The sequence below is a fragment of the Pseudomonas sp. HMSC067G02 genome (assembly GCF_001813485.1).
GTDB classification, from domain to species: domain Bacteria; phylum Pseudomonadota; class Gammaproteobacteria; order Pseudomonadales; family Pseudomonadaceae; genus Pseudomonas; species Pseudomonas aeruginosa.
This window is the reverse complement of record NZ_KV812623.1, coordinates 3,104-25,437: the sequence shown is the minus strand read 5'-3', so window position 1 is coordinate 25,437 and position 22,334 is coordinate 3,104. Positions and strand designations below refer to the sequence as shown.

The 22,334-nt window shown below is 65.5% G+C and carries 23 protein-coding genes and 1 pseudogene; 6 read left to right on the top strand and 18 right to left on the bottom strand.

Going from position 1 to position 22,334, the window contains the following annotated elements:
• Window positions 1–30 precede the first annotated feature (30 nt).
• From dnaX to HMPREF2914_RS01895, 4 genes are all read left to right on the top strand, one after another.
• Window positions 31–2,073 carry a DNA polymerase III subunit gamma/tau gene (gene dnaX / locus HMPREF2914_RS01910; protein WP_070702795.1) on the top strand — a complete coding sequence of 681 codons (2,043 nt, stop codon included), beginning with the start codon at window positions 31–33 and terminating at the stop codon, window positions 2,071–2,073.
• A 45-nt stretch (window positions 2,074–2,118) separates the two neighbouring features.
• A complete protein-coding gene (locus tag HMPREF2914_RS01905; protein WP_003087236.1) occupies window positions 2,119–2,445 on the top strand; it encodes a YbaB/EbfC family nucleoid-associated protein in 327 nt (108 codons plus the stop codon).
• 78 nt (window positions 2,446–2,523) lie between these two features.
• The gene (recR, locus tag HMPREF2914_RS01900) at window positions 2,524–3,120 is read left to right on the top strand and encodes a recombination mediator RecR (RefSeq protein ID WP_003087237.1); all 597 of its coding nucleotides are present in this window, start codon (window positions 2,524–2,526) and stop codon (window positions 3,118–3,120) included.
• Between the two features lie 122 nt (window positions 3,121–3,242).
• Entirely contained in the window at window positions 3,243–4,391 is a 1,149-nt protein-coding gene (locus tag HMPREF2914_RS01895; protein WP_003087244.1) for an acyl-CoA dehydrogenase family protein, read from the top strand.
• A gap of 12 nt (window positions 4,392–4,403) precedes the next feature.
• On the opposite strand, the gene HMPREF2914_RS01890 is transcribed toward HMPREF2914_RS01895, so the two are convergent.
• The 3 genes from HMPREF2914_RS01890 to HMPREF2914_RS01880 all read right to left on the bottom strand — a co-directional run bounded on the left by HMPREF2914_RS01890 (window position 4,404) and on the right by HMPREF2914_RS01880 (window position 7,484).
• Window positions 4,404–4,943 carry a CbrC family protein gene (locus HMPREF2914_RS01890; RefSeq protein ID WP_003087245.1) on the bottom strand — a complete coding sequence of 180 codons (540 nt, stop codon included), beginning with the start codon at window positions 4,941–4,943 and terminating at the stop codon, window positions 4,404–4,406.
• A gap of 73 nt (window positions 4,944–5,016) precedes the next feature.
• Window positions 5,017–5,904: an SDR family NAD(P)-dependent oxidoreductase gene (locus HMPREF2914_RS01885; RefSeq protein WP_003087246.1), complete on the bottom strand. Its 888-nt coding sequence runs from the start codon at window positions 5,902–5,904 to the stop codon at window positions 5,017–5,019.
• Window positions 5,901–7,484, bottom strand: a complete 1,584-nt coding sequence (locus HMPREF2914_RS01880; RefSeq protein WP_003121915.1) for a flavin-containing monooxygenase — start codon at window positions 7,482–7,484, stop codon at window positions 5,901–5,903. Before HMPREF2914_RS01880 ends, HMPREF2914_RS01885 begins: the two co-directional genes overlap by 4 nt.
• A 92-nt stretch (window positions 7,485–7,576) precedes the next feature.
• Between HMPREF2914_RS01880 and HMPREF2914_RS32875 the strand changes: the two are divergent.
• Window positions 7,577–7,774, top strand: a pseudogene (locus tag HMPREF2914_RS32875) (TetR family transcriptional regulator); the annotation flags it as partial.
• Between the two features lie 525 nt (window positions 7,775–8,299).
• Here the strand turns inward: HMPREF2914_RS32875 and mdtI are convergent.
• From mdtI to anr, 5 genes are all read right to left on the bottom strand, one after another.
• On the bottom strand, window positions 8,300–8,629 hold the full coding sequence (gene mdtI, locus HMPREF2914_RS31080) for a multidrug/spermidine efflux SMR transporter subunit MdtI (RefSeq protein ID WP_003103934.1): 330 nt from the start codon (window positions 8,627–8,629) through the stop codon (window positions 8,300–8,302).
• Window positions 8,623–8,991 carry a multidrug/spermidine efflux SMR transporter subunit MdtJ gene (locus HMPREF2914_RS01865; protein ID WP_003087256.1) on the bottom strand — a complete coding sequence of 123 codons (369 nt, stop codon included), beginning with the start codon at window positions 8,989–8,991 and terminating at the stop codon, window positions 8,623–8,625. Before HMPREF2914_RS01865 ends, mdtI begins: the two co-directional genes overlap by 7 nt.
• Before the next feature lie 408 nt (window positions 8,992–9,399).
• Window positions 9,400–10,236 carry a metal-dependent hydrolase gene (locus HMPREF2914_RS01860; protein ID WP_003087258.1) on the bottom strand — a complete coding sequence of 279 codons (837 nt, stop codon included), beginning with the start codon at window positions 10,234–10,236 and terminating at the stop codon, window positions 9,400–9,402.
• A 239-nt stretch (window positions 10,237–10,475) separates the two neighbouring features.
• Window positions 10,476–11,024, bottom strand: coding sequence for an adenine phosphoribosyltransferase (locus HMPREF2914_RS01855; RefSeq protein ID WP_003087259.1), 549 nt, complete (start codon window positions 11,022–11,024; stop codon window positions 10,476–10,478).
• An 85-nt stretch (window positions 11,025–11,109) separates the two neighbouring features.
• The gene (anr, locus tag HMPREF2914_RS01850; protein WP_003087262.1) at window positions 11,110–11,844 is read right to left on the bottom strand and encodes a transcriptional regulator Anr; all 735 of its coding nucleotides are present in this window, start codon (window positions 11,842–11,844) and stop codon (window positions 11,110–11,112) included.
• Between the two features lie 245 nt (window positions 11,845–12,089).
• Between anr and HMPREF2914_RS01845 the strand changes: the two genes are divergently transcribed.
• On the top strand, window positions 12,090–12,557 hold the full coding sequence (locus HMPREF2914_RS01845) for a hypothetical protein (RefSeq protein ID WP_003087264.1): 468 nt from the start codon (window positions 12,090–12,092) through the stop codon (window positions 12,555–12,557).
• Between the two features lie 48 nt (window positions 12,558–12,605).
• Here HMPREF2914_RS01845 and hemN read toward each other — a convergent pair whose 3' ends face one another.
• The 10 genes from hemN to HMPREF2914_RS01795 all read right to left on the bottom strand — a co-directional run.
• On the bottom strand, window positions 12,606–13,988 hold the full coding sequence (gene hemN / locus HMPREF2914_RS01840; RefSeq protein WP_003087267.1) for an oxygen-independent coproporphyrinogen III oxidase: 1,383 nt from the start codon (window positions 13,986–13,988) through the stop codon (window positions 12,606–12,608).
• A gap of 127 nt (window positions 13,989–14,115) precedes the next feature.
• On the bottom strand, window positions 14,116–14,799 hold the full coding sequence (locus tag HMPREF2914_RS01835) for a sulfite exporter TauE/SafE family protein (RefSeq protein WP_003087270.1): 684 nt from the start codon (window positions 14,797–14,799) through the stop codon (window positions 14,116–14,118).
• The gene (ccoS, locus tag HMPREF2914_RS01830; RefSeq protein ID WP_003087273.1) at window positions 14,792–15,001 is read right to left on the bottom strand and encodes a cbb3-type cytochrome oxidase assembly protein CcoS; all 210 of its coding nucleotides are present in this window, start codon (window positions 14,999–15,001) and stop codon (window positions 14,792–14,794) included. The genes HMPREF2914_RS01835 and ccoS overlap by 8 nt, the downstream gene beginning before the upstream one ends.
• Window positions 14,980–17,415, bottom strand: coding sequence for a heavy metal translocating P-type ATPase (locus HMPREF2914_RS01825; protein ID WP_023092005.1), 2,436 nt, complete (start codon window positions 17,413–17,415; stop codon window positions 14,980–14,982). Before HMPREF2914_RS01825 ends, ccoS begins: the two co-directional genes overlap by 22 nt.
• Entirely contained in the window at window positions 17,412–17,951 is a 540-nt protein-coding gene (locus HMPREF2914_RS01820; protein ID WP_003103941.1) for a FixH family protein, read from the bottom strand. The genes HMPREF2914_RS01825 and HMPREF2914_RS01820 overlap by 4 nt, the downstream gene beginning before the upstream one ends.
• Window positions 17,952–17,962: 11 nt before the next feature.
• Complete coding sequence (ccoG, locus tag HMPREF2914_RS01815; RefSeq protein ID WP_023092004.1) at window positions 17,963–19,378, bottom strand: cytochrome c oxidase accessory protein CcoG; 1,416 nt, start codon at window positions 19,376–19,378, stop codon at window positions 17,963–17,965.
• A gap of 217 nt (window positions 19,379–19,595) precedes the next feature.
• The gene (gene ccoP, locus HMPREF2914_RS01810; RefSeq protein WP_003087292.1) at window positions 19,596–20,552 is read right to left on the bottom strand and encodes a cytochrome-c oxidase, cbb3-type subunit III; all 957 of its coding nucleotides are present in this window, start codon (window positions 20,550–20,552) and stop codon (window positions 19,596–19,598) included.
• Window positions 20,549–20,734 (bottom strand): CcoQ/FixQ family Cbb3-type cytochrome c oxidase assembly chaperone, encoded by a 186-nt coding sequence (locus HMPREF2914_RS01805; protein WP_003087298.1) that lies wholly within the window; start codon window positions 20,732–20,734, stop codon window positions 20,549–20,551. Before HMPREF2914_RS01805 ends, ccoP begins: the two co-directional genes overlap by 4 nt.
• Before the next feature lie 5 nt (window positions 20,735–20,739).
• Window positions 20,740–21,351 carry a cytochrome-c oxidase, cbb3-type subunit II gene (gene ccoO / locus HMPREF2914_RS01800; protein ID WP_003087303.1) on the bottom strand — a complete coding sequence of 204 codons (612 nt, stop codon included), beginning with the start codon at window positions 21,349–21,351 and terminating at the stop codon, window positions 20,740–20,742.
• A 14-nt stretch (window positions 21,352–21,365) separates the two neighbouring features.
• Window positions 21,366–22,334: cbb3-type cytochrome c oxidase subunit I (locus tag HMPREF2914_RS01795; RefSeq protein WP_070656505.1), on the bottom strand; the 969-nt coding region annotated here is incomplete at its 5' end.

Genomic DNA, 22,334 nt, shown 5'->3' with positions numbered 1-22,334 from the left:
ACTTGTGCTTCCCTTCTGCGACGGTTTTCGATGAGTTATCAAGTTCTTGCGCGTAAATGGCGTCCCCGTTCCTTCCGTGAAATGGTCGGCCAGACCCATGTGCTCAAGGCTCTGATCAACGCCCTGGACAACCAGCGGCTGCACCATGCCTACCTGTTCACCGGTACCCGCGGGGTCGGCAAGACCACCATCGCGCGGATCCTGGCCAAGTGCCTGAACTGCGAGACCGGGGTCAGCTCCACGCCGTGCGGCGAATGCTCGGTCTGTCGCGAAATCGACGAAGGCCGCTTCGTCGACCTGATCGAAGTGGACGCCGCGAGCCGGACCAAGGTCGAGGATACCCGCGAGCTGCTCGACAACGTGCAGTACTCGCCGACCCGCGGACGCTACAAGGTCTACCTGATCGACGAAGTGCACATGCTCTCGTCGCACAGTTTCAATGCGCTGCTCAAGACCCTCGAGGAGCCGCCGCCGCACGTCAAGTTCCTGCTGGCCACCACCGACCCGCAGAAGTTGCCGGTGACCATCCTCTCGCGCTGTCTGCAGTTCTCCCTGAAGAACATGCCGCCGGAGCGGGTGGTCGAGCACCTGACCCACGTGCTCGGAGCCGAGAACGTGCCCTTCGAGGATGACGCCCTGTGGTTGCTCGGGCGCGCCGCCGACGGCTCGATGCGTGACGCCATGAGCCTGACCGACCAGGCCATCGCCTTCGGCGAGGGCAAGGTGCTGGCCGCAGACGTGCGGGCGATGCTCGGTACCCTCGATCACGGCCAGGTCTATGGCGTGCTCCAGGCCTTGCTGGAGGGCGATGCGCGCGCCCTGCTCGAAGCGGTGCGCCACCTGGCCGAGCAGGGGCCGGACTGGGGCGGCGTGCTTGCCGAAATACTCAACGTGCTGCACCGCGTCGCGATCGCCCAGGCCCTGCCGGAAGCGATCGACAATGGCCAGGGCGACCGCGAGCGGGTGCTGGCCCTGGCCCAGGCGTTGCCGGCGGAAGACGTACAGTTCTATTACCAGATGGGCCTGATCGGCCGCCGCGACCTGCCGCTGGCGCCCGATCCGCGTAGCGGCTTCGAGATGGTGTTGCTGCGGATGCTCGCGTTCCGCCCGGCGGACGCCGACGGCGCGCCGAGGACGCCGCTAAAGGACCTGGGGATCAGCAAGGCCACGACTGATCCCGCCAACTCCCCCGTGGCCGGCGCGGCCTCGCCTGCGCCGGTCGCTGCCGTTGCTCCCGCGCCTGTCGTGGCTGCGCCCGTCGAAGCCCCGGCTGCCCCGCCGGCAGCGCCATCCGCGCCGCCGGCGGCGGTCGAGGCACGCGTCGCGGAAGCGGTTGTCGAAGAGCCCGCCGCCGCGGCAGAGGTCGTCGACTTGCCCTGGGAAGAGCCGGCGCCGAGCCTCGCTGCCGAGCCCGAGCCCGAGCCCGAGCCCGAGCCCGAGCCGCTAGCCGTGGAGGCTCCCTCGGCCCCTCCGGCAGTGGCGGTCGAGGCGGTGGTGGAAACCGTTCTGGAAGCCCTGCCGGCTGCGTTGCCGGTAGCACCTGACGAGCAGGACGACGAGCCACCGCCCGCGGACGACTACTACGAAGTCGACATGGATACCCTGGCCTACCTGGATGCCGCGCCCGAGCCTGACGTGGTCGTGGTGGAGGAGCCGCTGCCGGCGGCGAAGCCGGCCACCGGCCTGGCCGCGGAGTGGCTGGAGCTGTTCCCGCGGCTCGGCCTCGGCGGCCTGACCGCCAGCATCGCTGCCAACTGTACGCTGGTAGCTGCCGACGACGACCACTGGCATCTGCATCTCGATCCGGGCCAGAGCGCGCTGTTCAACGCCACCCAGCAGCGGCGGCTGAACGATGCGCTGAACCAGCACCTGGGGCGCACCCTCAAACTGGAGGTGACCCTGCAGAAGCCTGAGCAGGAGACCCCGGCCCAGGCAGCGGCACGCCGGCGTGCCGAGCGCCAGCGGGCGGCCGAGGCATCGATCGATGCCGACCCGTTGGTCCGGCAGTTGCGCGAGCAGTTCGCCGCGGTGGTCCGTGACGGTACCATCGAACCTTTGGAAGCCAAGGCCTGACCGGCGCTTGGCGCACGCAACAAGACGACATTCGAGGTGAAGAACATGATGAAAGGTGGCATGGCCGGCCTGATGAAGCAGGCGCAGCAGATGCAGGAAAAGATGCAGAAGATGCAGGAAGAGCTGGCCAACGCGGAAGTGACCGGGCAATCCGGCGCCGGTCTGGTCAGCGTGGTGATGACCGGGCGCCACGACGTCAAGCGCGTCAGCCTGGACGACAGCCTGATGCAGGAAGACAAGGAAATCCTCGAAGACCTGATCGCCGCCGCGGTTAACGATGCGGTGCGCAAGATCGAGCAGAACAACCAGGAAAAGATGTCCGGCTTCACCTCGGGCATGCAACTGCCGCCCGGCTTCAAGATGCCCTTCTGATTCTGCGTTCGTGCCGGGTCCGCCTTCTTAGGACGGCGCCCGGCAGCCATTCCCCTCCCTCTATCCGACGAGTCCTGCATGAGTTTCAGCCCGCTGATCCGCCAACTGATCGAGTCCCTGCGCATTCTTCCCGGTGTCGGGCAGAAGTCGGCCCAGCGCATGGCGCTGATGCTGCTGGAGCGCGATCGCAGCGGCGGCCTGAAGCTGGCCCAGGCGTTGACCGCCGCGATGGAAGGGGTCGGTCATTGCCGGCAGTGCCGTACCCTCAGCGAGGAGGAGCTGTGCCCGCAGTGCGCCGACCCGCGACGCGACGACTCGCTGCTCTGCGTGGTGGAAGGCCCGCTGGACGTATTCGCGGTGGAGCAGACCGGCTACCGCGGCCGCTATTTCGTGCTCAAGGGACACCTGTCGCCGCTCGACGGCCTGGGGCCGGAGGCGATCGGCATTCCCGAACTGGAAGCGCGGATCAGGGACGGAGCCTTCAGCGAGGTGATCCTCGCCACCAACCCCACCGTGGAAGGCGAGGCCACCGCCCACTATATCGCCCAGCTACTGGCCGGCCGCGGCCTGACCTTGTCGCGTATCGCCCATGGCGTGCCGCTGGGTGGCGAGCTGGAGCTGGTCGATGGCGGCACCTTGGCCCACGCCCTGGCCGGACGGCGGCCGATCTCCTGAGCTCTGTGCCTCCCGTGTCCGTAGGAAGGGCGGCCTATACGCCCTCGCCGATGGCCAGTTTCTCGTATTGAAAACCAAGCAAGCGCTAGGTAAGTTCTGAGGCTCCCATCAGGAGCCCGGCCATGACTGACTTCCAGCAGTACTTCGACGAGTCCCATCAACTGATCCGGGATTCGGTGCGCCGTTTCGTCGAGCGCGAGGTGTTGCCGCACATCGATGAATGGGAGGAGGCCGAGGAATTTCCCCGTGAACTCTATCTCAAGGCCGGCGCGGCCGGGATCCTCGGCATCGGCTACCCGGAAGCCTACGGCGGCAGTTGCGAAGGCGATCTGTTCGCCAAGGTGGCGGCCAGCGAAGAGCTCATGCGCTGCGGTTCCGGCGGCTTGGTCGCCGGGTTGGGATCGCTGGATATCGGCTTGCCTCCGGTGGTCAAGTGGGCCCGTCCCGAGGTGCGCGAGCGGGTGGTGCCGGCGGTGCTGCGCGGCGAGAAGATCATGGCCCTGGCGGTCACCGAGCCCTCTGGCGGCTCCGACGTGGCCAACCTGAAGACCCGTGCGGTGCGCGATGGCGATCATTATCGCGTCAGCGGCAGCAAGACCTTCATCACCAGCGGCGTGCGCGCGGACTACTACACGGTGGCGGTGCGTACCGGCGGCGAGGGTTTCGCCGGCATCAGCCTGCTGCTGGTGGAGAAGGGCACTGCCGGGTTCAATGTCGGCCGCAAGCTGAAGAAGATGGGCTGGTGGGCGTCGGATACCGCCGAACTGTTCTTCGACGACTGCCGGGTGCCTGCGGAAAACCTCATCGGCGTGGAGAATGCCGGCTTCGCCTGCATCATGGCCAATTTCCAGAGCGAGCGCCTGGCCCTGGCGGTGATGGCCAACATGACCGCGCAACTGGCTCTGGAGGAGTCGCTGCGCTGGGCGCGCGAGCGAGAAGCGTTCGGCAAGCCGATCGGCAAGTTCCAGGTGCTGCGCCATCGTCTCGCGGAAATGGCCACGCAACTGGAGGTTTCCCGGGAGTTCACCTATCGCCAGGCAGCGAAGATGGCTGTCGGCAAGAGCGTGATCAAGGAGATATCGATGGCCAAGAACTTCGCTACCGATGTCGCCGATCGCCTGACCTATGATGCCGTGCAGGTGCTCGGCGGCATGGGCTACATGCGCGAAAGCCTGGTGGAGCGGCTGTATCGCGACAACCGGATTCTCTCCATCGGCGGCGGTTCGCGGGAAATCATGAACGAGATCATCGGCAAGCAGATGGGGTTGTAGGGCCGCGTTCTATCAGGTGAAGTCCAGGTCGTAATGCGCCTGGCCACAGTGCAGGCAGTCGAAGCGGTAGATGGCCGGATTGCCGCCGGGCGTATAGGCGTCGACGAGGCGTTGCCAGGTGATAGCCGGCCAGGCGAAATCGGCGAAGCGCTGCGCCAGGCCCTCGGCTCCCAGTTGCCCGATTTCCTCACGCCCCGCGTCGCCGCGAAAGGCGCAGGCATCTTCGCAGCAAACCAGCCAGCGCTCCTGCTGCCAGGAGGTGTAGCCGGGCGTGCGCTCGCAGACTTCGGTGACGATATCCGCGGCGACGCCGGCGTCGAGCAGCGGATAGTCGTCGGAAAAGCTCGCTTCGTAGCGCGCGGCCGCGCTGCCGTCGGCTATGCACCAGGGGCAAAGGCTGCCGGGCGGCAACTCGTGGCGGGAATAGGGCGAACCGGTGTAGACGTAGCCACGAGCCTTGCCACAGCACTGGCAGGTGGTGGCGGAAGCCTCGATGCTGCCGCTGGCGAGCGGTTCGGGATGGTAGCGGAAGAGAGGAAGGGGAGGGTTCATGACGGCCGTACCCTGGAGACTGGCCGTCGAGTATGACGTGCCGGGCAGCCTAGCGGCTACCCGGCGGGCCTGTTCACTCGCTGGCTTCGCGGGCGCCCTGGGGGCTCTTCGGGCGCGGCGCGAAGCGCGCTGCCAGGCGCATGCTGGCGGTGACCACACGCTGGTAGAGCACTGGCGCCAGGCGTAGCATCACGTCGATCGCGTGGGCGTCGGCGCCGATCAGGATGCGCCGGCTGTCGCGCTGCACGCCGCGCAGGATGACCTGGGCGGCCTTCTCCGGGGTGGTCCGCAGCAACTGGTCGTTGAATTGCTGGCGAGCCTTGTCGGCAGCCTGGCCGGTGACCTTGGCCATGCTCTCGTTCATTCTCGCGGTCTTGGCGATGTTGGTCTTGATCCCGCCGGGATGCACGCAACTGGCGGAGACGCCGGAGTCCTCCATGTCCAGTTCCTGGCGCAACGACTCGGTGAAGCCACGCACCGCGTACTTGGTGGCGTTGTAGGCGCTCATGCCGGGCTGGGCGAACAGCCCGAAGACGCTGGAGACATTGACCACGTGGCCGTTGCCGGAGGCCTTCAGGTGCGGAAGGAACGCCTTGGTGCCGTTCACCACGCCCCAGAAGTTGATGTTCATGATCCACTCGTATTCCGAGTAGTCGCTGCCTTCCACGGTACCGGCGTGGGCGACGCCCGCGTTGTTGAAGATCAGGTTCACCCGGCCATGTTCGCTGGCCGCCTTGTCGGCCCAGGCCTGCACCTGCTCGCGGTCGGCCACGTCGACGACCGCGGTGGAGACGCGTACCCCGCTGCTGGCGAGCAATTGGCGGGTCTCCTCGAGAGCTGCGGCATTGACGTCGGCCAGGGCCAGGTGACAACCCTGCCTGCCCAGCTCCACGGCCAGGGCGCGACCGATGCCCGAGCCTGCGCCGGTGATGGCGGCGACTTTGTTTTCGAACGACTTCATGCGGGTACCCCTTCGGCCTGTTGGCGGGCTTCGTTGCTCAGGGCGGCGAGCGGTGTCGTGGTGAGGTGGTAGGCGGAGGCGTCGAACTGCCGGGTCAGGGCACGGAAGCGCCAGGTGAATCCCGGCCACAGGGTGCAGTTGCGGCCGCTGACCGGATGCAGGTACCAGCTCTTGCAACCGCCCACGCTCCAGACGCTGCGGTCCAGCTTGCGCTGGAGGTATTCGTTGTAGCGTTCCTGCACCGGGGCCTTGACCTCGAGACTGAGCAGTTCGCGGCGCTTCATCAGCTTCAGCGCATCGAGGACGTAGGCGATCTGCGACTCGATCATGTAGACCATCGAGTTGTGGCCGAGGCCGGTGTTCGGTCCCATCAGGAAGAACAGATTGGGGAAGCCGGCGGTGGTAGTGCCCTTGTAGGCTTCCGGGCCCTTGGTCCAGCTGTCCAGCAGGTCGCGGCCGTCGCGACCGAAGACCACTCCGCGGGGGATAGGGTCGTTGGCGGTGAAGCCGGTACCGAAGATGATCGCGTCGACCTCGCGTTCCCGGCCGTTGCCGTCGACGATTCCGTTGGCGGTGACGGCGCGGATGCCTTCGGTGATCACCGTGGAGTTGGCGGCAGCCAGGGCCGGGTAGTAGTTGTGCGACATGAGGATGCGCTTGCAGCCGATGGTGTAGTCCGGCGTGACCTTGCGGCGCAGTTCCGGATCCTTGATCTGCTTGTGGATGTGGCGGATCGCCAGGCGCTGCACCAGCTTCATCACCTGCGGGGCGAAGGTGAAGCCCAGCACCCGCCCTTCGAGCAGGCTGTAGAGGCCGCCGCGCCAGAGCTTCTGCACCAGCGGGAAGCGCCGGAAGCGGCGGCGCTCGGTTTCGCTGATTGCCCGGTCGGGTTTGGGCAGGATCCATGGCGGAGTGCGCTGGTAGAGATCGAGCGCGGCCACCAGCGGCTGGATCTCCGGGACGAACTGGATCGCCGAGGCGCCGGTGCCGATCACCGCCACGCGCTTGCCCTTGAGGTCGTAGTCATGGTCCCACTGCTGGGAATGGAAGACCTTGCCCTGGAAGTTCTCCAGGCCATCGAGGCGTGGATAGGCCGGGGTGGACAGGCCGCCCATGCCGGAAACCACGGCGTTCGCGGTGTAATGGTTGCCCTGGGCGTCATGCAGGTGCCAGAGGCTTTGCCGCTCGTCCCAGGCCAGCTTGCCGATCTCGGTGTTCAGCAGGGTCTTTTCCTGCAAGCGGTATTTTTCCCAGCACTTCTCCAGATAGGCGCGGATTTCCGGCTGGCGGGCGAACATCCGCGTCCACTCCGGGTTCGCTTCGAAGGAGAAGGAATAGACGTGGGATTGCACGTCGCAGGCGCAGCCAGGGTAGTTGTTGACTCTCCAGGTGCCGCCGACGCCGGCGTCCTTTTCGAAGATCAGGAAGTCGTCCTCGCCTTCCTGGCGGAGACGGATCGCCATCCCCAGCCCGGAGAAACCGGTGCCGATGATGGCGACCTTGCAGTGCCGGGCGGCGGCAGGGGTGGGTTGGGTACTCATGGCCAAGCTCCTGTTATGATTGTTTGCTGGCGTATACACTCGTCTACCTGCGAATGTAGACATCTGTATACTTCAGGGTCAAGCCAACCTTAGGTAGGGTCGGCGCGACGCAACGGCCGAACTTGTGGCGCATGGAAACAACCAGGTGGAACATGAGCGATATGAACGAAACGAAGGACAGGGTTGCCGACGCTCCCGGCAAACGCGCCTTGCTGGAGGCGGCCTTGCGCCTGGGCAGCAGCAGCCGCAGCCTGGGGGCCATCGGCTTGCGCGAGCTGGCGCGCGAGGCGGGCCTGAATCCGAACACCTTCTATCGGCATTTCCGCGATATCGACGATCTTGGCCTGACCATGATCCGCGACATCTCTACCCAGCTGCGCCAGCCGCTGCGCCAGCTTCGCCGCGAGGCCGCGACTCGTGCGGCGCCCAGCGCCCGAGCGCAGACGACGCCGTTCGGGCTGGACCTGGAAAGGGGGCGGCGGGTCTGCCGGGAGACGGTGCGGCTGTTCTTCGACTTCGTGGAGAGCAATCCCGCCGCGTTCATCGTCGGCGTGCGCGAACTGCATGGGGCTTCGCCGGTGCTGCGTGGTGCCCTGCGTCAGATCATGGATGAGTTCGCCGAGGACATGTCGGAGGACATCATCGAATTCAGGTTGTTGCCGGCGGTGAGCGAGGCGACCATCCGCCGCCTCTCCAGCCTGATCGGCCGCCAGCTGTTTCAGTTGTCGCTGGACTATATCGGCCAGCCGGAGCGGCGTCGGGAAATCTGCGCCCTGGGTGAGGAACAGATACTGCTGTTGTTCACCGGCGCCGCGGTCCTGCAGATGATGGGCGTTTCGTTGGACGCCGAGGCGTCAGGCCAGCTTGAGCAGGCTCATGCCGGCCAGCAGCAGCAACAGGCCGAGCCAGCCGCGCCAGGCCAGGCGCTGGCCGAACAGCGCCCAGCCCATGGCGACGGTGGCGAGGATGCCGAAGCCGCCCCAGATCGCATAGGCGAGTGACAGCTCGATGTCCTTCACCGCCTGCGCCAGCGCGGTGAAGGCGGCCATCACGCAGAGGATCGAGGCGATCCCGAGGCCGCGCCTGCGGAAACCGTCGGAGTATTTCAACAGCAGGTTGGCGACGACCTCGAGGGCGATCGCCAGGCCGAGCCAGGCGAAGGGAATCCAGTTCAGGGTCAGCATGTGACGGCCTCCCCACGGGGCTGCGCCGGCGTGCCGCTGGCGTTGCGGGTGCCGGACTTGATCAGCAGGATGCCGGCGATCATCACGCCGAGGCCGACGGCCTTGTACAGGCCGATGCTTTCGCCCAGCCAGGCGACGCTGACCGCCGTGATCAGGACGATGCCAATGCCTTCCCAAAGGGCGTAGGCGACTCCGACGGGGACACGCTTGACCGCCAGGGCGAGGAAGAAATAGGACAGGCCGATCATCCCGTACATCAGCAGCATGCCTGCGACAGGGGCGTGGGTGGCGGCCAGTTTCATCGAGGTGGTGCCGATCACTTCGGCGCCGATAGCCAGTAACAGATAGATCCAGGAACGCATGTTGCCCTCCCATGGGCACCGCGGAATGGAGGCCGCGGCCAAAGATGACGAAGAGCGGTGGCGAGGGGCGGGAAAGACCCCGAAGCGCAGGGGCGGTCGCCACCGACAGCAGGTGTCGAGGGAGGGAGCTAGAGGTCGCCGGTCCAGTGACGCTCGCGGGAGACCAGACGGGAAGTGGGGAGAGGTAATGCCTTAGTGTTCAACATAATGAACATGATATTACCTCAGGGCATCGTAAAAAGACAATCGATAGGAATTGACTAATTATTTCCTCCGTAAAATGGCGGATTCAGGAACGGTAGTCGAAACGGAGGCTTTTCCGTGTGCAATATCCTGTTCTTCTCTCGAATAAGAAACGCCAGGCGGGGCCTGGCGTCGGGGGCGGAGCGGCACTGGCGGAGGCGGGCTTCAATCGGCGAAGGCCAGTTTGTCCTTCCAGTATTTCTCCAGTTTCGCGGTGTCGTGGTCGCTGGGGTGGAAGCCCGGCCGGTAGTAGTCCAGGTAGGGCAGCAGCAGGCGGGTGAAGAAGCCCTTGCGCAGGCCGAACAGGGTGCCCAGGCCATGCTTCCAGGAGCGCCAGTTGAACAATTGGCCGTCCTTGCGTAGCAGGTCGAGCTGGAACCAGCCGATGACGCCGAAGAACATCAGGGTGGTCAGCATCATCACCAGAACCCGGGTGAAGTAGCCGCCGTAGACTTTCTGGTACACATCGTAGGCGACATTCTTGTGTTCGTTCTCCTCGATGGCATGCCACATCCACAGCTTGTACATCTTCGGCGACTGCATCTGGATGGTCAGGTCTTCGCGCTTGAGCAGCTGCGCGGCCATGGTCGCGGTGAAATGCTCGAGGGCGCAGGTGATCGCCAACTGGTGTTTCCTGGTGGTGACCTTGCTGACGTTTTCCAGCAGGACCTTGATCCGCAGTTCGAGGCACTCCAGGTCGACCCCGTGCTCCTCGGCATATTCGTTGTAGGCGGCATGCTCCTTGGAGTGCATCGCCTCCTGGCCGATGAAGGCGCTGACGTCCTTCTTCAGTTGCGGATCCTCCAGGCGGTCGCGCACCGCGCGCACGCTATCGACGAAGAATTTTTCGCCGTAGGGGAAGAGCGAGGACAGGTTGTTCATGAACTGGGTCATGAAGGGTTGGCCGTCCCACCAGTACTTCGGGGTTTCGCTGAAGCTGAAATCCATCCTCCGCACGGGGAAATTGGCGCGAACCGGGGAGGCGGTGCCAGTGGCAGTCATGGCTAACTCCTTTTGTTGTTCTGGGGAGGGGAAACGCGCAGGTTTCCTCGGGTTCCCTATGGCGAGCTCGCTATAACACCTCTGAATGTGTCATTAGCTGATGTAATTATTGCAGGATTGTCCAACAGCGGGAGGTCATTCCTGGCCATTTCGAAGTCATTAATGGCCAGGTCGGCTCGACCAGACGGAAGATGGGGCGCAAGGAGCGAACGCGGGGCGCCAGGGCGCGCCCCGGCGTATCAACGCTCGTCGAGAGCGAACGCGGTGAGACTGAAGGTGGAGATGCCGGCGTCCTGCAGGCGAGTGGAGCCGCCGAGTTCCGGCAGGTCGATGATCGCCGCGGCCTCGAAGACCCTGGCCCCGAGGCGTCGTACCAGGCTCGCGGCCGCCAGCAGGGTCCCGCCGGTGGCGATGAGGTCGTCGAAGATCAGTACGCTGTCGCCTTCGCAGAGGCTGTCGGCATGTACTTCGAGGAAGGCCTCGCCGTATTCGGTCTGGTAGCCCTCGGCGAGTACGTCGGCGGGTAGCTTGCCCTGCTTGCGGAACAGGACCAGCGGCTTGTTCAGCGCATAGGCCACCGCCGAGCCGATGAGGAAGCCGCGGGCATCCATGGCGCCGATGTGGCTGAAATCGGCCTCGATGTAGCGCTGGACGAAGCTGTCCACGGTCATGCGCAGCGCGCGTGGCGACTGGAACAGCGGGGTGATGTCGCGGAACACCACGCCGGGCTTGGGAAAGTCCGGCACGGCGCGGATCTGCGACTTGAGGGTGAACTCGTCGAAAATCATGGAAGATCCTGGGCTGGGCGTTTTTCGGGGCCCATCATACAACGGGCCCGCGCTGAGGCGGGCCCGTCGGCGGTTCGCAGGCGCTTCAGCCTTCCAGCTGGCCGCCGGCGAGGGCGCACAGCTCGATGGAGTCGAGGATGTGCACTTCCTTGCCTTCCGCGCTGATCAGGCCGTTCTGCTGGAAGCGGGTGAAGACCCGCGACACGGTTTCCACGGCCAGGCCGAGATAGTTGCCGATCTCGTTGCGCGACATGGCCAGGCGGAACTGCTGGGCGGAGAAGCCACGGGCACGGAAGCGCGCCGACAGGTTGACCAGGAAGGTGGCGATGCGCTCGTCGGCAGTCTTCTTCGACAGCAGCAGCATCATCTGCTGGTCATCGCGGATTTCCCGGCTCATCAGGCGCATCAGTTGGCGGCGCAGTTGCGGCAGCTGCTCGGACAGTTCGTCCAGGCGCTCGAAGGGAATCTCGCAGACCGAGGTGGTTTCCAGGGCCTGGGCGGATACCGGATAGGTCTCGGTATCCATCCCGGACAGGCCGACCAGCTCGCTGGGCAGGTGGAAGCCGGTGATCTGCTCTTCGCCGGCATCGGTGATGCTGAAGGTTTTCAGGGCGCCGGAGCGCACGGCAAAGACCGAGCCGAAAGGATCGCCCTGGCGGAACAGGAATTCGCCTTTCTTCAGGGGACGACCGCGCTTGACGATCTCGTCCAGCGAATCCATGTCTTCCACGGTCAGCGACAGGGGGAGGCACAGCGGGGCCAGACTGCAATCCTTGCAGTGTGCTTGGGGCAGTGCGCGCACCTTGATGGTTTCGGCCATTGAGGGGTCCTTGCTAGGTTAAAGGCACAACAGGAGTAAGGGTAACGCAGCCGCGATGCGGGTGCCAGCCATAGGTCTGGCAACGACCATTTCTGACAGGCCGATGGCGTTTCCAATCAGTGACTTGCGTCAAACAACTGCGACTACCTGTCGCACCCTGTCAAGGGGCGATGAAAAGGGGGCTCAAGTTCGCGACGCGTGGGCCGATCCAATGGAAGAATTCCATTTTTCCCGGAGTGACTGGAATGTTGACCCTCAGTGGCTGGATCACCACCCAGGTGCCGCCCTCGTCGCGCGCCGCCGCGGACGCCAAGGCCGCGCGGACCGGCACCGCCGAGCAGGCGGAAGACCCGGCCGCCGGTACCGACGCCGCCGATCAGCATGTACGGCTTTCCCAGGCAGGGCGCGAGCTGGCCGCCACCATGGGGGTGCCGGTGGAGGAGGAGGACGAGGATATCCCGCAGGAGTTGCGGCCGATGGTGAAGATGATCCGCGAGTTGAAGAAGAAGATCGAGGAGAAGCTCAGGGAGCTGCAGGAGGCCATGAGGTCGTCCGATCCGGGGGCGAAGGAGGCTCGCGTGCCTGAGTTGCAGAAGGAGTTGCAACAACTCAACTCCGCCCTGCAGACGGCAACGGCAGCGATGGCATCGGCCATCAAGGAGATGGGTATCAGCGACCCGGCGCTGATCATGAAGGTCATGGGCAGCCGGTAGAAGGGGCGGGGATTCACCGCCCTGTCGTGCGGGCAGGGCGGTGCGCTTTCAGATCACCCGGGAGAAGCGCTGCCGGTTGAGGCTGGGCAGGTAGCGGTCGAACAGCATGCAGATCGAACGCACCAGCAGACGCCCGGAGGAGGTGATGTCGATGCCCTTGGCGTCCAGGCGGATCAGGCCGTCGGCGGCGAAGCGTTCGAGATCGGGCCACAGCTCGGCGAAGTAACTGCGGAAGTCGATGCCGAACTCTGTCTCGATATCCTCGAAGGCCAGTTCGAAGTGGCAGATCAGTTGCTGGATCACCGCGCGCCGCACCCGGTCGTCGCTGTTGCAGTGCAGGCCGCGACGGATCGCCAACTGGCCGTTGTCGAGGCTGGTCTGGTAGTCGTTGATGTCGCTGCTGTTCTGGCTGTAGAGGTCGCCGATCTGGCTGATCGCCGAGACCCCGAGACCTACCAGGTCGCAATGCCCGTGGGTGGTGTAGCCCTGGAAGTTGCGTTGCAGGGTGCCGTCTTCCTGGGCGCTGGCCAGCTCGTCGTCGGGCAGGGCGAAGTGATCCATGCCGATATAGCGGTAGCCCGCCGCGGCGAGTTGCTCGGTGGTGCGCTGGAGCATTTCCAGCTTCTGGCCCGGGCTCGGCAGGTCGTCGGCGTTGATCCGCCGCTGCGGCATGAAACGCTCGGGCAGGTGGGCGTAGTTGAACACCGAGAGGCGATCCGGCTGTAGCGCGATCACTTCGTCGACCGTGCGGGCGAAGCTGTCCGGCGTCTGTTTCGGCAGTCCGTAGATCAGGTCGAGGTTGATCGAGCGGTACTGCAGGGTGCGCGCGGCCTCGACGATGGTACGGGTCTCCTCCGGGGTCTGCATGCGGTTGACCGCCTTCTGCACCTCCATGTCGAAGTCCTGTACGCCGAGGCTGACGCGGTTGAAACCGAGTTCGCGGAGCAGGCCCATGGTCGACCAGTCGGCCTCGCGTGGGTCGATCTCGATGCCGTAGTCGCCCGAATCGTCGTCCAGCAGGTTGAGGTGGGTGCGCAATTGCGACATGAGTTCGCGCAACTGGCCGGGACTGAGGAAGGTCGGGGTTCCGCCACCGAAGTGCAGTTGCTCGACCACCTGCTCGCGGGAGAGGTGGCGGCTGACGATCTCGATCTCGCGGACCAGGCGCGCGAGGTACGGCGCGCTGCGCCCGCGATCCTTGGTGATCACCTTGTTGCAGGCGCAGTAGTAGCAGATGTTGGCGCAGAACGGGATGTGCACGTAGAGCGACAGGGGGTGTCCGGCCTTCCGGCTGTCGCGCAGGGCGTGCAACTGGTCGAACGGGCCGATGCCTTCGTGGAACTGCACGGCGGTCGGATAGGAGGTGTAACGCGGGCCGGAAAGGTCGTAGCGCCGAATCAGGTCAGCGTCCCAGCGAATGGTGTCGAGCATGCCAGAGATCCCCAGTTGGCGAGCTTTAGTCGGGAAGTCTAGGGATTGCGCCGGGAAGGCCTGTTGATTTGTATCAAGCGGGTGAATGTATACAGGATGTGTCACCCGATGTTGGGACGGGCGTCCGTCAATGCCCCATCAGCCAGGCCTGGTGCGGTCCTGGGAGGGTCCAGAGGCCGAAGAGGATGACCATCAGGCCGCCCACGATGCGTACGCCGCGACGGCGCAGCAGGGCGGTCACCCGTTCGGCGGCCATGCCGGTGGCCAGCAGAACCGGCCAGGTGCCGAGGCCGAACGCCAGCATCAGCAGCGCGCTGTCCAGTGCCGATCCCTGGCTGGTGGCCCAGAGCAGGGTGCTGTAGACCAGCCCGCAGGGCAGCCAGCCCCAGATCGCTCCGAGCAGCAGGGCCCGTGGCAGGCTGGATACCGGCAGCAGGCGCCGGGCGAAGGGTTCCAGGTGGCGCCAGAGACCGCGACCGAGCGCCTCGACGCGGGTCAGGCCGCTCCACCAGCCGGCCAGGTAGAGTCCCATGGCGATCAGCAGCAGCCCGGCGACCACCCGCAGCGCGCCGGCCAACGGGGTGCGCGCCACCGCCCAGCCGGCCAGGCCGAGCAGCAGGCCGGCGCAGGCGTAGCTGAGGATGCGGCCGAGGTTGTAGGCCAGCAGCAGGCGCAGACGACGGCCGCGCTGTTCGGCGGGAATGGCCAGGGTCAGGGCGCCCATCAGGCCGCCGCACATGCCCAGGCAGTGGCCTCCCCCGAGCAGGCCGAGGATCAGCGCGGAAACCAGCAACGGCGCCAGTTCAGCCACGCGGTCGGTCCTCGGGTTTCGACGGCTTCTCCGCTTCGTCGACGCCGGCCTGGTGCTTCGGGTCTTCGTCGTCGAAGAGAATGCTGTGGGCGGGGCCGTCGAGATCGTCGTACTGGCCGCTGTCCACCGCCCAGAAGAACACGTAGATGGCGATGGCGACGATGACGATCGCGACGGGGATCAGGATGTAGAGCGCGGCCATACGGACCTCGGCGAAGGGATTCGGGTCAGCCGCAGGGCGTTGACCACCACCAGCAGCGAACTGACCGACATGCCGATCGCCGCCCAGCCCGGGGTGATCCAGCCGAGCGCGGCGAAGGGCAGGACCAGGCCATTGTACAGGCTGGCCCAGGCCAGGTTCTCGATGATGATATGGCGGGTGCGGCGCGCCAGCCGGAAAGCCTGCACCAGGCTGTCCAGGCGGTTGGACAGGAGCACCGCGTCGGCGCTGGTCTTGGCCAGGTCGGTGGCGCTGCCCATGGCGACGCTGATGTCGGCACCGGCGAGCACCGGTACGTCGTTGACTCCGTCGCCGAGCATCAGCACCCGGCGGCCCTCGCCGTGCAGGCGTTCGAGCATGGCCAGCTTATCGTCCGGGGTCAGGCCGCCGCGGGCTTCGTCGATGCCCAGTTCGGCAGCGACGCTGGCGACCATCGGCGAGGCGTCGCCGGATAGCAGGAGGGTGCGCCAGCCGCGCGCCTTGCAGGCGGCGAGCAGGGCGGGGGCGTCGCTGCGCAGGCGGTCGTCGAGACCGAACCAGGCCAGCGGTCCCTGCTCGTCGCCGAGCAGCAGCCACTGTCCGGAGTCGCCGGGCATCGCGGGCGTGGCGCTGCCGCCCAGGTCGCTGACGAAGGCGGCCTGGCCGATGCGCAGGCGGCGGCCTTCCACCAGGCCTTCGAGGCCCAGCCCCGGATGGCTTGCGACGCTGTCGGCGGCCTCCGGCGCACGACCGAAGGCGCGGGCGATGGGGTGTTCGGAACGGTTCTCGAGGGCGGCGGCGAGGGCCAGGCAGCGATCCGCGTCGAGATCGCGCAGGGGTAGCACCTGCTTGAGCGTCAGGCGGCCTTCGGTGAGGGTGCCGGTCTTGTCGAAGATTACCGTGTCGATGTGGTTCAGCCCTTCCAGCACGTGCCCGCGCGTGATCAGCAGGCCGAGCTTGTGCAGGCTGCCGGTGGCCGCGGTGAGCGCGGTGGGCGTGGCCAGCGACAGGGCGCAGGGGCAGGTGGCGACCAGCAGCGACAGCACCACCCAGAAGGCGCGCTGGTGGTCGACCTGCCACCACAGCACGCCGACCGCTGCGGCGACCAGCAGGACGATGAGCAGGAACCACTGCGCGACCTTGTCGGCCAGTTCCGCCAGGCGCGGCTTGTCCGCCTGGGCGCGTTCCAGCAGGCGGACGATGGCCGACAGGCGGCTGTCGTCGCCAAGGGCGCCGACCTCGACGGTCAGCGGCCCCTCGACGTTCAGGGTACCGCCGGTGACGGCGTCGCCGGCCTGGCGTGGATGGGGCAGGTACTCGCCGGTGAGCAGCGACTCGTCGACGCTGGACTGGCCGTCGAGGATCACTCCGTCGGCCGGCAGCACGGCGCCTGGCGGTACCAGTACGCGGTCGCCGACGCGCAGTTCGCTGAGCAGGATGCGCTCGCCCTGGTTGGCGGCGTCCAGGCGCAGGCAGGACGCCGGCAGCAGGTTGACCAGTTGCGCGGTGGAGGCGGCGGTGCGCTCCCGCGCCCGGCGTTCGAGGTAGCGGCCGGCGAGGAGGAACAGGGCGAACATGCCGACCGCGTCGAAATACAGCTCGCCCTGGCCGGTGATCGTCGACCAGATGCCGGCGACGTAGGCGCCGCCGATCGCCAGCGACACCGAGACGTCCATGGTCAGGTGGCGGGTGCGCAGGTCGCGCAGGGCGCCACGGAAGAACTGGCCGCAGCAGTAGAAGACGATCGGCGTGGTGAGGATCAGGCTGACCCAGCGCAGGATGCGGTCCATGCCGGCGGAAAGGTCGAGGTTGAATTCCGGCCAGGTCGCCATCACCGCCATCATCACCTGGATCCACAGCAGCCCGGCGACACCGAGCTGGCGCAGGGCGCGGCGGTTCTCCATGGCCAGGCGCTCGGTGGCGCGGTCGGGTTGGTAGGGATGGCCGGCATAGCCGATCTGGCGCAGTTCGCCGAGCAACTGGCTGAGCGGCAACTGGCTGTCCTGCCAGCGCACGTGCAGGCGATGGTTGGACAGGTTGAGCCGCGCCTCGGCCACGCCAGGCAACTGGCGCAGGTGCTTCTCGATCAGCCAGCCGCAGGCGGCGCAACTGATGCCTTCGATCATCAGGCTGGTTTCCGCCAGCTCGCCCTCATGGCGGACGAAGCCGCCCTGTACGTCCGGGCGGTCGTAGAGCTGCAACTCTTCGCTGAGCGCCTTGGGCAAGGCTTCGGGATTGGCGGCGTTTTCGCTGCGGTGCCGGTAGTAGCTTTCCAGGCCGCCGGCGACGATGGCCTCGGCCACCGCCTGGCAGCCCGGACAGCACATGGCCCGCGTCTCGCCGAGCACGCGGGCCTCGAAGCGGCTGCCGGCGGGGACCGGCAAGCCGCAGTGGTAGCAGGGCAGGGGGGCGCTCATGGGCGCTTCGCTTCTGCTCCCTGGAGCGGTTCGTCACCCAGCTCCATGACCACGGTCGGCGATACCACCTCTTCCTCGAACAGGCGCCACTGGCCGCTGCCTTCCTGGCCGAGCAGTTCGACGAAGCGACGGCCCTCGACGGCGTCGGTCAGTTGCCCGACGTAGCGCTCGCGGTCGGAGTTACTGCGCAGCAGCTCCACGCGGCGGTCCTTCTCCGGCTGGGTCGGCGAGATCAGGTTGAGGGTGAGTTGCTCCGGACGGCTGTTGCCGGTCAGGCGCACTTCGACTTCGCCGGTCAGGTCGTCGACCTTGACCTTGGCGTGCACTTGCAGGCGTACGGCCAGGTTCTCGCGTTCCAGGGAGCGGTTGATGCCCTTGCCGGCCTCGTAGTAGTTGTCGGTGACCAGGGTGTCCTGGTTGCGCACTGCGATGGTGACCAGGCTCAGCCCGAGCACCACCGAGGTCGCCAGGAGGGCCACGATGAACCAGGCCCAGAAGTGTTTGTACCAGGGTTGAGGGTGGGTCTCGGACTGCATGCTCAAGTTACTCAACGGGTGCGTGGGCCAATGAAGCGACTCTTCGCTTCTTTATGGATGCTCGGGTCGTCGGCCGACTCGATGGTGAAGACGATCTCGTTGGTGGTCGAAGGCAGCTTCTCCGGCTCGATGGACAGTTCCATCGGCAGGTTGAGGATGTCGCCCGCCGCCACCTTCAGCTCGCGCCGGCCTTCCAGGGTCAGGCCTTCGAGGCCCTTGGCGCCGAGGATGTAGGTGTGGTCCTGCTGATCCTTGTTCATGATCTTCAGGCTGTACACGTTCTCGATGCGGCCGAGTTCGTTCTCGCGGTAGAGCACGCGGTCCTTGCTGACGTCGAAGCCGACCAGCGGACGCAGGACCACCGCGGTGATCAGGGCGGAAATCATCAGTACCAGGGCGATGGCGTAGCCGATCAGGCGCGGCCGGGCCAGGTGGGTCTTCTGGCCGTTGAGGTTGTGCTCGGTGGTGTAGCTGATCAGCCCTTTCGGGTAGTTCATCTTCTCCATGATGCTGTCGCAGGCGTCGATGCACGCGGCGCAGCCGATGCACTCGATCTGCAGGCCGTCGCGGATGTCGATGCCGGTCGGGCAGACCTGCACGCACATCGTGCAGTCGATGCAGTCGCCCAGGTCCTGGGCCTTGTAGTCGAGGGACTTCTTGCGCGGGCCGCGCTTCTCGCCGCGACGCGGATCGTAGGAGACGATCAGGGTGTCCTTGTCGAACATCACGCTCTGGAAGCGCGCGTAGGGGCACATGTAGATGCACACCTGCTCGCGCAGCCAGCCGGCGTTGCCGTAGGTGGCCAGGGTGAAGAAGCCGACCCAGAAGTAGGCCCAGCCGTCGGCCTGGCCGGTGAGCAGCTCGGGAATCAGCTCGCGGATCGGCGAGAAGTAGCCGACGAAGGTCAGGCCGGTGACCAGGCCGATCAGCAGCCACAGGCTGTGCTTGGCGGTCTTGCGCAGCAGCTTGTTGCCGCTCATCGGGGCCTTGTCCAGCTTGATGCGCTGGTTGCGGTCGCCTTCGGTGACCTTCTCGCACCACATGTAGATCCAGGTCCACACGCTCTGCGGGCAGGTATAGCCGCACCAGACGCGGCCGGCGAACACGGTGATGAAGAACAGGCCGAAGGCGCAGACGATCAGCAGCCAGGACAGCAGCATGAAGTCCTGCGGCCAGAAGGTGGCGCCGAAGATGTAGAACTTGCGCTCGGGCAGGTCCCACCAGACGGCCTGGCGGCCGCTCCAGTTGAGCCAGACGGTTCCGAAGTAGAGGAGGAAGAGCGCCGCACCGCCGACCATGCGCAGTCGGCGGAAGATACCGGTGAAGGCCCGGGTGTAGATCTTCTCGCGCTTGGCGTAGAGATCGTTGTTATTGGTGTCGCCCTTGGCAGGCGGGGTGACGTCTTGAACGGGAATCTGTTTGCTCATCAGTGCGTACCACGGCAGTGGGGGGCGCCCGGCCGGTACATGCCGACAGGGTCAGAAAATAGTTGCACGCCTACTGATTATACGCCTGATCTATCAGGCTTTTTGCGGTAACTGTGCGACTTTTGGTCGCGTATTGTCCCATTCGCGCTTTTCTTTTGCACAAAATAAAACGGCGCCGGGGTTGCCGGCGCCGTCTGGGTCGTGGGGGAGGGAGCGCTTATTCGGCGCTCTTCTCGCCGTGCGACAGGCTGTATACGTAGGCGGCCAGCAGGTGCACCTTGTCGTTGCCCAGGTGTTCCTGTTGCGCCGGCATCACACCCTGGCGACCGTAGCGGATGGTCTGCTGCAGTTGCGCGAAGCTGGAGCCGTAGATGAACGCGCCGGGGTGGGTCAGATCGGGAGCGCCCATCGCCGGGGTGCCCTTGCCTTCCGGACCGTGGCAGGCGACGCAGGTGGTAGCGAAGACCTGCTTGCCGGCCTCGATGTCTGCCTTGGCGCCTTCCGGCAGCTTACGGCCATCCATCTGGGTGAGGACGAAAGCGGCGACGTTCTTCACGCCTTCCTCGCCGATCACTTCACCCCAGGCCGGCATGGCGGCGTGGCGGCCAGCCATGATGGTGGTCTTGATGGTTTCCGGCTCGCCGCCCCAGCGCCAGTCGGCGTCGGTCAGGTTGGGGAAGCCGTAGGCGCCCTTGGCGTCGGAGCCGTGGCAGATCGAGCAGTTGGAGGCGAACAGGCGACCGCCCATTTTCACCGCCTGCGGATCCTTGGCGACTTCCTCGATGGGCATCGCGGCGAACTTGGCGAAGATCGGGCCGTATTTCTCGTCGGCCTTGGCCATTTCCTTTTCCCACTGGTGGACGCCGGTCCAGCCTTTTTCCTTGTCGGCGAATTCGTCGGCGGACTGGTAGCCCGGCATCAGGCCTTTCCAGGTGCCCAGGCCCGGGTACAGGGCCAGGTACCCCACGGCGAACACCAGGGTGCCGACGAACAGCATGAACCACCACTTTGGCAGCGGGTTGTCGTACTCCTCGATGCCGTCGTAGGAGTGGCCCACGGTCTCGTCGGTGGTGCTGCTGCGCTGGCCCTTGCGGGTGGCGAAGATCAGCCAGGTCAGCGCCAGCAGGGTGCCGAGGGTGAGAGCTGTAATGTACAGACTCCAGAAGGTCGTCATTCTTTGTTACTCCTAGAAGCTTGCTCGACGTGCTTTTTGGCTTCGGGATCGTCTGCGAAGGGCAGCATCGTCGCTTCGTCGAAGCTCTTCTTGCGCTTGCCGCTGTAGGCCCAGATCACCAGGCCGATGAAGGCGACCATGATCACCACGGTGCCCAGTCCACGCAGAGTCCCGATATCCATCACACTCACCGTTTGCTCTTGATAGAGGTTCCCAGGCCTTGAAGGAACGCCACCAGGGCGTCCATCTCGGTCTTGCCCTTCACGGCTTCACGTGCACCGGCGATGTCCTCGTCGGTGTAAGGCACGCCCAGCTTGCGCAGGACTTCCATCTTGGTGGCGGTGTCCTTGCCATCAAGCTTGTTCTCTACCAGCCACGGGTAGGCAGGCATCTTCGACTCGGGCACCACGTTGCGCGGGTTGTACAGGTGCGCGCGGTGCCAGTCGTCGGAGTAACGGCCGCCGACGCGGGCCAGGTCCGGGCCGGTACGCTTGGAACCCCACAGGAAGGGGTGGTCCCAGACGCTTTCACCGGCGACCGAGTAATGGCCGTAGCGTTCGGTCTCGGCACGGAACGGACGGACCATCTGCGAGTGGCAGCCGACGCAGCCTTCGCGGATGTAAATGTCGCGACCTTCCAGTTCCAGGGCGGTACGCGGCTTCATGCCTTCGACCGGGGTATTGGTCACGTCCTGGAAGAACAGCGGAACGATCTGGGTCAGGCCGCCGATGCTGACGGCGATCACCATGAAGATGGCCAGCAGGCCGACGTTCTTCTCGAGTATTTCGTGGTTCTTCATTTACGTCGGGCTCCTCAGGCGATCTGCGCGGCGGCTTCGTATTCGGCCGGCTTGGCAGCACGCACGGTGCGCCAGGTGTTGTAGGCCATCAGCAGCATGCCGGTGAGGAAGAAACCACCGCCGATCATGCGCACGATGAAGCCCGGGTGGCTTGCGACCAGTGCTTCAACGAAGGAGTAGGTCAGGGTGCCGTCCTCGTTGACCGCGCGCCACATCAGGCCCTGGGTGATGCCGTTGACCCACATCGAGGCGATGTACAGCACGGTGCCGATGGTGGCCAGCCAGAAGTGCGCGTTGATCAGGCCGATGCTGTGCATCTGCGGGCGACCGAAGACTTTCGGGATCAGGTGGTAGAGCGAGCCGATGGAGATCATCGCCACCCAGCCGAGGGCGCCGGCGTGCACGTGGCCGATGGTCCAGTCGGTGTAGTGGGAGAGGGCGTTGACGGTCTTGATCGCCATCATCGGGCCTTCGAAGGTGGACATGCCGTAGAAGGCCAGGGAGACCACCAGGAAGCGCAGGATCGGGTCGGTGCGCAGCTTATGCCAGGCGCCGGAGAGGGTCATCATGCCGTTGATCATGCCGCCCCAGCTCGGCGCCAGGAGGATCAGCGACATCACCATGCCCAGCGACTGCGCCCAGTCCGGCAGCGCGGTGTAGTGCAGGTGGTGCGGGCCGGCCCAGATGTACAGGGAGATCAGCGCCCAGAAGTGGACGATGGACAGGCGATAGGAATAGACCGGACGCTCGGCCTGCTTGGGCACGAAGTAGTACATCATGCCGAGGAAGCCGGTGGTCAGGAAGAAGCCCACGGCGTTGTGGCCGTACCACCACTGGACCATCGCATCGGTGGCGCCGGAGTAGGCGGAGTAGGACTTGAACCAGCTCACCGGCAGCGACATGTGGTTGACGATATGCAGCATCGCCGTCACCAGGATGAAGGCACCGTAGAACCAGTTGCCCACATAGATGTGCTTGACCTT